Source organism: Paenibacillus agaridevorans (assembly GCF_003112455.1).
GTDB lineage: Bacteria > Bacillota > Bacilli > Paenibacillales > Paenibacillaceae > Pristimantibacillus > Pristimantibacillus agaridevorans.
The window spans coordinates 18,164-28,287 of the sequence record NZ_BDQX01000292.1 but is presented as its reverse complement, the minus strand read 5'-3'; the positions used below and the strand labels follow the sequence as shown (position 1 = coordinate 28,287).

Annotated in this window: 9 protein-coding genes; all 9 read right to left on the bottom strand. The window is 53.8% G+C overall.

From position 1 onward, the window contains the following. Nucleotides 1-117 precede the first annotated feature (117 nt). Entirely contained in the window at nt 118-636 is a 519-nt protein-coding gene (locus PAT3040_RS24700; protein ID WP_087569482.1) for a NuoB/complex I 20 kDa subunit family protein, read from the bottom strand. Continuing rightward, nucleotides 627-992, bottom strand: coding sequence for an NADH-quinone oxidoreductase subunit A (locus PAT3040_RS24695; protein ID WP_087569483.1), 366 nt, complete (start codon nt 990-992; stop codon nt 627-629). Before PAT3040_RS24695 ends, PAT3040_RS24700 begins: the two co-directional genes overlap by 10 nt. Before the next feature lie 130 nt (nt 993-1,122). Next, a complete protein-coding gene (locus PAT3040_RS24690) occupies nt 1,123-2,274 on the bottom strand; it encodes a GerAB/ArcD/ProY family transporter (protein ID WP_181376811.1) in 1,152 nt (383 codons plus the stop codon). Nucleotides 2,275-2,276: 2 nt separating this feature from the next. Next, complete coding sequence (locus PAT3040_RS37385; RefSeq protein ID WP_181376810.1) at nt 2,277-2,516, bottom strand: hypothetical protein; 240 nt, start codon at nt 2,514-2,516, stop codon at nt 2,277-2,279. A gap of 9 nt (nt 2,517-2,525) precedes the next feature. Next, nucleotides 2,526-3,788, bottom strand: coding sequence for a Ger(x)C family spore germination protein (locus PAT3040_RS24685; protein WP_108994778.1), 1,263 nt, complete (start codon nt 3,786-3,788; stop codon nt 2,526-2,528). Further along, the gene (locus tag PAT3040_RS24680; RefSeq protein ID WP_108994777.1) at nt 3,785-5,449 is read right to left on the bottom strand and encodes a spore germination protein; all 1,665 of its coding nucleotides are present in this window, start codon (nt 5,447-5,449) and stop codon (nt 3,785-3,787) included. The genes PAT3040_RS24685 and PAT3040_RS24680 overlap by 4 nt, the downstream gene beginning before the upstream one ends. Nucleotides 5,450-5,642: 193 nt before the next feature. Further along, entirely contained in the window at nt 5,643-7,871 is a 2,229-nt protein-coding gene (locus tag PAT3040_RS24675) for a methyl-accepting chemotaxis protein (protein WP_108994776.1), read from the bottom strand. 425 nt (nt 7,872-8,296) lie between these two features. Next, complete coding sequence (locus PAT3040_RS24670) at nt 8,297-8,689, bottom strand: F0F1 ATP synthase subunit epsilon (RefSeq protein WP_087569489.1); 393 nt, start codon at nt 8,687-8,689, stop codon at nt 8,297-8,299. 24 nt (nt 8,690-8,713) lie between these two features. Beyond that, on the bottom strand, nt 8,714-10,117 hold the full coding sequence (gene atpD / locus PAT3040_RS24665; RefSeq protein ID WP_108994775.1) for a F0F1 ATP synthase subunit beta: 1,404 nt from the start codon (nt 10,115-10,117) through the stop codon (nt 8,714-8,716). Nucleotides 10,118-10,124: the final 7 nt, after the last annotated feature.

Here is a 10,124-nt window from a genome sequence, read left to right as displayed (position 1 = left end):
CCCCCGCCGTATCCGCTTCGGCCTCGCTTGCTTTGCCCTGCGATCCCATCTTCGCGTCCGCCGTGTCAGCCTCGCTTGCCTCGCCCTGTGCTCCGAGCTCCTTTTTCTCCTCCTCGCTCATCGGCCGGTCACCTGCTTTCCGGTTTTGGCTTCGTAGCGAATTTTTTCCTGCAGCTTGTTGATGCCATAGATCAGCGCCGCCGGATTAGGCGGACAGCCCGGTATATAGACGTCGACGGGGACGATCTGGTCCACGCCCTTAATGACGGCGTAGGACTTCACGTAGGGCCCTCCCGCGGTCGCGCAGGAACCCATCGCGATAACCCACTTGGGCTCCGGCATCTGGTCGTACAGGCGGCGCAGCAGCGGTCCCATCTTCTTTGTCACGGTGCCCGAGACGATCATGACGTCAGACTGCCGCGGCGACGTGCGGAACATGACGCCGAATCGGTCAAGATCGTAATGAGAGGCTCCCGTCCCCATCATTTCAATGGCGCAGCAGGCAAGTCCGAAGGTCATCGGCCACAGCGAATTGCTGCGCGCCCAAGCCTTGAGGCTTTCCAGCGTGCCCATGAATACATTGCGTTCCAACTCCTTGCGTTCTTCCAGACTAATCGATTCCAGGCTCAAGTCCATTTAAGCACCCTCTTCTTCCATGCGTATAGGAGTCCAATGAGCAGCATGCCGGCGAAAATGACCATTTCGATCAGAACAAAAAGGCCGAGCTTATTGTATGCAACGGCCCAAGGATATAAGAAAACGGTTTCCACATCAAAGATGACAAACATAAGCGCAAACATATAATACCGGATGTTGAATCTAACCTGACCTTCGCCTACGGGTTCGTTGCCGCTCTCGTACGTGGAGCTCTTCGGTTCCGTCGGCTTATGCGGCCGGAGCGCTCTGCCCAGCAGCAATGCGACGACGGGGAGCAGAATGCCCAGCACGACGAAGATCGCGACGACAACATAGTGATTGACGTAATTCTCCACAGGATCACCTCCGTCACAGGATGGTATGGGATCTGTTCGACTTGCCAGGAAAGTTGCCGCCCATTTTTCCTCACAATTATAACAAATGCTTCCACGACCGTCTATGACGGAGTTGGGCTAGCTCGCGCCGCTATGCGTTCGGCTCCTTGCTAGGAAATCTGCCGTCCTTGCGGCTTCGCTTGCGCATGAGCAGCGCCGCGAGCAGAAGCAGCAGAGGGACGAGCAGCCCTTGCATGACACTGTATACGGTCCATACATTCATGGCGAAGTTGGTCGAATGTACGCCATTGCGGTAGATGATCAAGGAGAGCGGAGCAATGAGCATGCAGAGCGGGAATACGAGCGGACGGTAGGCTCGCAGCCCAAGCACTTGCCCCAGCAGCACCGATAGAACGTAGACGCTTAGCGACAATTTTACGAATACGGTGCCGATCCAGACGACGGCGAACAGGATCTCGACGCGAACAAGTATCTCTTCTATGTTTATGAGCTTCGCCATCTCATATACCGCAAACGGGCTTCGAGTTGTCTCGCCCGATCCCATGACGGCTATCAGCAGGAATACGATCAGCGTCGTGATCGCTCCTGTCACCGCGACGGCGCCAAAAATTCCCCGGTTCAACTTCTCCCGCTCGCTCTCCTTAACCATGGGTAAAATCGCCGTCAAAAAGACGCATTCCGTCAAAGGGAAGCCCAGCACGGGATACATGCCCTTAAGCGGAGTGATCAAGCCGTTTGCAAGCACGGGCTCAAAAAATTCCAGATGAACTTGGTTCATGAGCGACAGGGTGATGATGACTAGCACGAACAGACTCCATATGTACAAAATTTCTCCCGTGCGGGCGATCGTCTCGATGCCGAGAAACACGCCGTACAGGATAACGATCATAAATGTTCCGCTGATAAACCAGGTCGGCGTTTGCGGCAGCACCGTCTTGCTCATGAAGTCGACCATGTTCCGCAGCACCAAAGTGCTCAAGATGAAGAAAAAAAACACGAACGTTAGAGCGATAGACTTCCCGATCCATCTCCCGGCGATAAACTCCGCATATTGCGCGATCGTCATTCGGGGAAAGCGTCTCATCAATGCTAGATAGACGAGCACGATGGCATATTGAACCGGTACGATCAATAACATGGAAATCCAGCCGTCCTGTTTGGCGATGGTGACCGTCGCCGTCGGCACGATGAGCGCTGCGCTTCCCACCGAAAATAAATATAACAACTTGGATACCTGCCTGGACGTGATTTCGTTATTGACATAGCCAGACCTCATGGACATTGTTATCCCCCCTTTAACCACGCTACGATCGGCACGTAAATCGGCTCCAGCAGCATCGAGATCCAATCCGTCGGAAGACTGACCGGCAGATGCCGTGCAATGGCGATCTGCAGGGCGGCCGCTCCCCATAGGATAACGATCGCCCAGCTCGCCTCGCGGATTTGCCCCTTGTCCCGGTTTCGCCTCCAGATAAAGATCGTCACGGCGATCGCGCAACCGACTATGATGAGCACATGAAGCATGTCTTCACCTCATTCCGTTATGGCATCGGTTCTTGCCCCCAAGGATTCCACATGGCTGATGCAATGAATTTCGTACTGGATTTGCGGAAAAATCGTCTTCCAGCGCGCCTTCATCTGCTTCCAGAGTGCGGGTTGGTCCCTGTAGATTTGCTCTCCCCACCCCAGCGCGTCGAGCTTGCGATCCATCAGCCAATCGACTGTCGATTTGATCTCCTTTTCGACTACGGCGTTGAGCTTCTCCTCCAGAGCGAGAAGCGTTTGCTCATCGTTAATGGACAAGCCCGGACAAGTAACTTCGTGCACGCTGGATTGCATCCGAATCTCCATCTTGACCGTCGGCCACTCGCTCTCGCCTTTGGGCTTCTCCGCCTTGACTTTCGTATCCGTGCGAATGACTTCCATTATGTAATGCCCCTTGCCGTTTGCGCACGGAAATTTCAAGACCGTGTTCTGCAGCTTGTTCAGCGACCATGTCAGTCCCTGCGACTGCTTCGGAGGCAAATAGCCGATCAACCTGCCGCCGTCAAAGACCGCCATCGTCTTCAGCTCGGGCAGCACCTTTGGATTGATGCGGTCGACGATTTCCTTCGTACTGCCCGCCTCCGGGTCACCTTCCACCCCGACTGCAGGCACCGCAATCTGCTGCCCCTCCGACTTGGAGATTCGGGTAATATCGCGGACGAGGACGCTGTACAACTGCCCCTTCGCATTCTGATCCACCAGAATCGTCTCTTTGATCTGATTGGCCGGCACCGATTCCATCTGAGTTCGAATCTGCAGCAGCTTTGCCGCTTTAACGCCCCTTGCGATAACGACGCTGATATCGGTTCGAATATCCGCATTGCGATCGATCAGGTCCATCAGCGGGAAGATGCCTTTCTTGGCCGTGGATTCATGGATGACCAGCAACTGGGTGTGCGAGAAGAACAGCCTGCGGGAAGTCTTCGCAGACATCTTTCGAATGGCCTCGAACACCGTGTCACCCTTCTCCGTCAATGTCATGACGGGACTTCCGTTCCCGCCCCCGTCCCGCGATGTCGCGTTCTGCGGCAGAACGACCTGCACCGTCAACTCGTAGCGGAATTTGCCGCTGGGATCATCATCTACCCCAAGCGCGATGACGACGCCAAGCTTGTCCAAGTAACGAATATCCCAGCAGCCAGTCAGCGGTATTAGGATGGATGCGATAATCACTGTCAGCGCAAGCCGTTTGATTAGACGTATCGCCATACCCGACCATAGTTTTCGCCACAGGGGAAGTCTCCGCTTCATTGCGATGGCTCCCTTCTCGGCTCGGCAGCAGAGTTGTCTCGTACTTGGTCGCGGTCACCTATCTGCTGCGGACGTTCCTTCATCATCCAGAGCGGCACGCGAAGCAGCGTATCCTTAAAGTCCTTCCAGTTGAACGGAGCAAATGGCTTCAGATAAGGAATGCCGAAGGAAGTCAAGTTGCTCATGTGCAGCAGAATGAGCAGCATGACGAGCGCAATACCATAGAAACCAAGGGTAGATGCGGCGATCAGCAGCAAGAAACGCAGCAGTCTGGCCGCGATGCCCAGGCTGTATATCGGCGCGACAAAGCTGGAGATGGCCGTAAAGGCCACCACAATAACGACTGCCGACGACACGATGCCCGCTTCAACGATCGATTGCCCGATAACGAGACCGCCGACGATCGAGATTGCGCTGCCCGCGGTGCTCGGCATTCGGAGCACGGCTTCACGCAAAATCTCGAACACCAGCTCCATGATAAAAGCTTCCAGATAGGCGGGGAAAGGCACGCCCTCCCGCTGTGCAGCCAGCTTAAGCAGCAGCTGGGTCGGAATCATCTCTTGATGGTAGCCGATAATGGCGACATAGATCGACGGCATGAGAAGGGCGATAAAAAACGAGGAGAATCGCAGCATGCGGAGAAACGTCGCCATCTGGTAGTTCTGATAATAATCCTCCGCAGCCTGAAAAAACATGTTCAGAGTCGACGGAACCACCAGTACGAAGGGCGTTCCATCGACGATAATAGCGACCCTTCCGTCCAGCAGATTGCTGGCTATGACATCCGGCCGCTCATGGCTGATGATGGTGGGGAAAGGCGTCCACTTCTGATCGGTGATCATCTCTTCGATATAACTGGATTCCAGAATGCCGTCGTTCTTAATATCCTTAATTCGACGCTTGAGGTCTTCGATCACGCTTTCATCAGCCAGCCCCTTGATATACATGATGGCGACCGGAGTCTGCGTAATTTCGCCGACCTTCATCTGCTCCATCCAAAGCTTCGGACTGCGAATCTTCCGACGAAGCAAAATCGTATTTACACGAAGCGATTCCGTAAACCCTTCCCGGGGACCGCGGATCATCATCTCTGTCTTGGGTTCTTCTACCGAGCGCTTGGGTCCTCCGTAAACATTGCAGCCGATACCAGAGGGGGAGCCTTCGATAAAGACGAGGGCGTATCCTAGAAACAGCTTCTCAAACAAATCCTTAAACGTCTTGATTTCACAAATTAATCCGATGGCGATGAGATGACTCTTGATTCGGCTAAGAACAGGCTCTTCGGGCGAGTCCGCATTCGTCTGCCGAACTTGTTCCTTTAGCTGCTTTAACTGAGAAGGGAGCTCGGGATCCTGTTGAATCGTTTGAATCACGAACTTGTCCAATCGTTCATCTTCAATAAGTCCTTGAATATAGACAAGCGCAATATCCTTGTCCCCGTCCTTGCCTTGACGATCAGTCAAGTCCAAACCTCGTATGATCAGATCCGAACTCTCGCCCATCTCTTTTTTGATCTTGTCCAGCAGCTCGGTCAGTACCGGAACAACGGGCTGGTGCTCGTAATCTTTCATTTGTTCGTTCACGTGTTTGTCCGCGCCCGGCGAACGCCGTTCTTTCTTTTGGTCCTTGCCGGCTTTTTTTGACATATACATCCCGAACATGGCGGGCCCCTCCCTTCTTCCGGTCGTGTTATTTATTAGGATGACTCATCCATGGTAAAACTATGTATCTCGGGCATCATCTGCCTCTCCCGAGAATCAGCCGTACGCGAACGCAAACAAGCCGCCCGGAAGACGCGTTTGCGTCGACCGTGCGGCTTTGCCATTATAATCTCCAGAATATAACTGAATTCCCTTATCTAACGCGCGTTTCCGTCAGCTTGAACTGCCCGACCAATTGATGCATCAGCGACGTAATGGATTCAACGTGCTGCGAGGTTTGCTGCACGTTGTTCATCTCGCCGATCAGCTCCTGCACGCGCCCTTCCACCTCGGCAGACACCTTCCGGTTCTGGCGGCTGACGAGCGCGATGTTCTCCAGCAGCTGTACGACTTCTTCAACGACTGCCGACTTGTGCGCATCCCTGCCCCCGACCTCGTTTAAGGTGCCGATTGCTGCAGCCACGAGCTGATTACCCTCTTCGACGACCCTCGTGCCTTCTTCCATGGACGCGAAAGCCTTCTTCGCCTCGGCGTAGATGTTGTGCGTGATGGAGTGGACTTCTTCCGTCGATTCTTTGGTCATCGTAGCCAGCTTCCGGATTTCGTTCGCGACGACCGCGAAGCCCCGCCCTTGCTCTCCCACCCTCGCCGCCTCGATGGAGGCGTTCAGCGCAAGCAGATTCGTCTGGGACGAAATCTGTTCAATTACCTTCAGCACATTCTGAATTTCCTGCACCGTATCCATGAACGTATGAATCGTTGAGTTCGTCTCCCCGACCTTCTCGGAGATATGTTTCATCTTGTCGCCGATCCGATCGACCTCGGACTGTGCCACCTTAATCTGGCGCCCGGCCTCCTCTTCCATGAGGAGGAGCGTGTCCCTCATCGTGTCGGCCGATTCCTTTGCCATGTCGATGTCCTTGAGCTGAAGCCGGATGCTGCCGATCATATTCGAGACTTGGCTGCTAACCCGTCCGGTCGAGCTTGTCGTAATCGCAGCGGATTCATGAAGCGTCCGTTGGCTTGTCGTAACGTCCGAGGCCGCGAGCTTCACCTGCAGCATGATACCTTCCAGAGAATCCATCATGTTATTCAGCCACTTCGCGATATCCTTCAGCTCGTCGTTATCGAATCCTTGAAGCGGCAGCCGCTGGGTCAGGTCTCCCTTGCCCTCTGCATTCATCCGGATAAATCGCGTTAATGAACGCATATGATGCACGACGCGGTTCTCCTCTTTGCGCTTGAATGCGCCGATCACGATGAGACCGAACAACAGATTGAAGCCTCCGGCCGCAGCCGCGATTATCCAAGGAGAGGCTGCGCCCGCGATCATCCAGATTAATGCCGCAGTCAACAAGCTGGCTGCTACCGTTGCGAACAGATGTAGTCTGCGCTGCCTCCACCCGATGCTTCGAAGCCGGTACACTTCCTCCAGATCGCCTTCGCACATCATCCCCCACTTGTCCGGACAATGCGGGAGCTGGAAGGTTACACCCTTGCCGATTACGGGAATATGCCGATAGTCCGAATAACCGGGGAACTCCACGAATAGATTGCTGCCGTTGCGGATCGTGTTCGATACCCCTGGATGCAGCTCGCCGGTCGCGGGATCGGTGAACAGGAGCTCCAGCTCGGTATGTTCTCTTACGGTTACCGTGCCCCATTCCGTCGTTACACCATCCTTCAAGTTCTCCCCATGCGTAAAAGTTCGATCCTCGAACCTGCTTCGCGACAACGCAGTCCCGGGCTTGATCTGCTTGTTCAGACCTGGCTCCGCCATAAACAGATAGTTGTCTCCGGAGTCGGGATAGATATGGCCGGATTCCCGCTGAATCAAGTCTCCGATGACGTCGTTCGGCACACGGCCGCATAAAGTGCCAAGCAGCTTGCCGCCGCTTGTAATCGGCAGCATGAACAGCAGCGTCATCTCATCGTGGAAGGAAGACGAACGCGGTCCGATGGACTTCGTCAACTCGTCATGGTAAGGCCCGAACAAACAATTTTTCGTCACGCCGCCGGGCTGAGCGCTGTAAGCCAGTCCGGCATGGATCAGGCTGTCTATCCCATATGCCGTTCCCAGATGAGCTTTGTACGTGGTTGCAACAACCTTCCGCTCAGCGTCCAACAAGAAGATCTCCGTCATATCGATCGCTCGGGCGAATGCGACTTCAAGCTGCGTGTTTACCTTGTCCAGAGATTCATTGATTTGCAGCTGCGTTATATCCCCTTGCCATACCTCTTGAATGGAGGCTCCAAGTCTCTCCAGCTGGCGCCATTCATCCTCTGCCCAGTTCATGAGCAATTCCTTGCGAGTCTCTGCGAAACCTTCGAACGTTTGCTCGACATCCTCTTTAATATCCTTGTTCAGTCGCCACGAAATCCACAGCGGGAATCCCGTCTTTGCTCCAAGCCAGTCAAACATGCGCAACTCCCCCGATCCTTATCCACTGTTTCTCTTTCGATGTTAACTATATTAACATACAAGAATCGACATTTGGATAACTTTATATCGGGCAATGACAAATATCTTCAAAATAATTATAATTCTATTATTTTTGATGTTTAAAATACCATATTTGAGTTTGTTGGTCATTTTATTTTATCGTTTTAATCAAATTAGGTATATGCAACTAAATTTATGTTAGGTTTCGGGCCTGTCTCGCATCGAATTGCCTATAACGAAAAGCCCCCCAGCGAAGCCAGCGCCTACTTCTGCCTCCAGAGTTTTCACGGCTAGCATCAAATAAAATTTCAGTTTTCGAATGCTCGAAAACTTATAAATTCTATTGTGGTCAAAAAAAGAACGAAGCAGAGTCAATCCCTGCTTCGTTCTCGTTCAATCCTGTATTATCTGCCCACGCTCAGACGGTTCAGCGCGCGTTGCAGCGCCAATTCCGCTCGGTGGTAGTCGATTTGTTCGCGCTTGGCCAAACGTTCCTCGGCGCGCTTCTTAGCGGCTTCGGCACGTCTCACGTCGATGTCTCTCGCGAGCTCGGCGCTTTCCGCCAGGATGACAACTTTGTCTTTGCGCACTTCGATGAAACCGCCGTTCACGGCAATGATGTCAACTACGCCGCCGCGCTTGATTGTAACAGGCGCGATGCGAAGCGGAGTCACGAGCGGAATGTGGTTAGGCAGTATGCCTAACTCGCCTTCCACTCCTTTCACGCTCACCATGTTCGCGGTTTCTTCGTATACTTTGCGCTCGGGCGTCACGATTTCTACCAAAAAGGTACTCATATGGACTCCTCCCGCCTGCCGCTATTAAAGCGTTTCGGCTTTCTTCACGGCGTCTTCAATGACACCTACATAACGGAACGCTTCTTCCGGCAGAGAATCATGTTTGCCTTCAAGGATTTCCTTGAAGCTGCGTACGGATTCATTAACAGGAACGTAAATGCCTTTGTTACCCGTAAATGGCTCGGCAACGTGGAACGGCTGGGACAGGAACAATTGGATGCGGCGAGCGCGGCCAACCGTGATTTTGTCTTCCTCGCTCAACTCGTCCATGCCGAGGATCGCGATGATATCTTGAAGCTCCTTATAGCGCTGAAGAATTTTCTTAACGCCTTGAGCAACGTTGTAGTGCTCTTCGCCCAGAACTTCAGGCGACAGGATACGGGACGAGGACGCCAGCGGATCAACCGCGGGGAAGATCCCCATCTCGGAAATTTTACGCTCCAGGTTCGTCGTTGCGTCCAAGTGGGCAAACGCCGTGGCAGGAGCCGGATCCGTGTAATCGTCCGCAGGAACGTAGATCGCTTGGATCGATGTAACGGAACCTTTTTTTGTCGATGTGATACGCTCTTGCAGTTGACCCATCTCGGTTGCCAGCGTTGGCTGGTAACCTACCGCCGATGGCATACGTCCCAGAAGGGCCGAAACCTCGGAGCCCGCTTGCGTGAAGCGGAAGATGTTGTCGACGAACAGAAGAACGTCGCGGCCTTCTTCGTCGCGGAAGAACTCGGCCATTGTCAGACCCGTCAAGGCAACGCGCGCGCGCGCTCCCGGCGGCTCGTTCATTTGTCCGAATACCATCGCCGTCTTGCTGAGAACGCCGGAGTCTTTCATCTCGTGGTACAAGTCGTTGCCTTCGCGCGTCCGCTCGCCTACGCCGGCGAATACGGAGATACCGCCGTGCTCTTGCGCGATGTTGTTGATCAGCTCTTGGATCGTTACCGTCTTGCCTACGCCGGCGCCGCCGAACAGGCCGATCTTGCCGCCTTTGGTGTAAGGAGCAAGCAAGTCGATAACTTTAATGCCCGTCTCGAGAATTTCCGCTTGCGTGGACAATTCGTCGAATTTTGGAGCTGCGCGGTGGATCGGAAGATTGACGTCGGATGTTACGTCGCCAGCCTCGTCGATCGGTTCGCCAAGTACGTTAAATACGCGGCCCAGCGTCGGAGCGCCTACCGGAATTGTAATCGGTGCGCCGGAATCGACAGCTTCCATGCCGCGAACCAAACCGTCCGTTGTGCTCATCGCGATCGCGCGAACCATGTTGTCGCCAAGATGAACGGCAACTTCAAGTGTAAGGTTAATGTCGACTCCGCCGTTTGTTGCTTTCTGGTCGATCTTAACCGCGTTCAGAATCTCCGGCAGATTGCCGCGTTCGAACTCAAGGTCGACGACCGGACCCATGACGGATACAACGCGTCCTTTTCTCATTGCTTTC

Coding starts and splice junctions, on each gene's coding strand:
- atpD (WP_108994775.1), bottom strand. CDS start 10,117: ATGAGAAAAGGACGCGTTGTATCCGTCATGGGTCCGGTCGTCGACCTT.
- PAT3040_RS24670 (WP_087569489.1), bottom strand. CDS start 8,689: ATGAGTACCTTTTTGGTAGAAATCGTGACGCCCGAGCGCAAAGTATAC.
- PAT3040_RS24680 (WP_108994777.1), bottom strand. CDS start 5,449: ATGTTCGGGATGTATATGTCAAAAAAAGCCGGCAAGGACCAAAAGAAA.
- PAT3040_RS24675 (WP_108994776.1), bottom strand. CDS start 7,871: ATGTTTGACTGGCTTGGAGCAAAGACGGGATTCCCGCTGTGGATTTCG.
- PAT3040_RS24690 (WP_181376811.1), bottom strand. CDS start 2,274: ATGTCCATGAGGTCTGGCTATGTCAATAACGAAATCACGTCCAGGCAG.
- PAT3040_RS24685 (WP_108994778.1), bottom strand. CDS start 3,788: ATGAAGCGGAGACTTCCCCTGTGGCGAAAACTATGGTCGGGTATGGCG.
- PAT3040_RS37385 (WP_181376810.1), bottom strand. CDS start 2,516: ATGCTTCATGTGCTCATCATAGTCGGTTGCGCGATCGCCGTGACGATC.
- PAT3040_RS24700 (WP_087569482.1), bottom strand. CDS start 636: ATGGACTTGAGCCTGGAATCGATTAGTCTGGAAGAACGCAAGGAGTTG.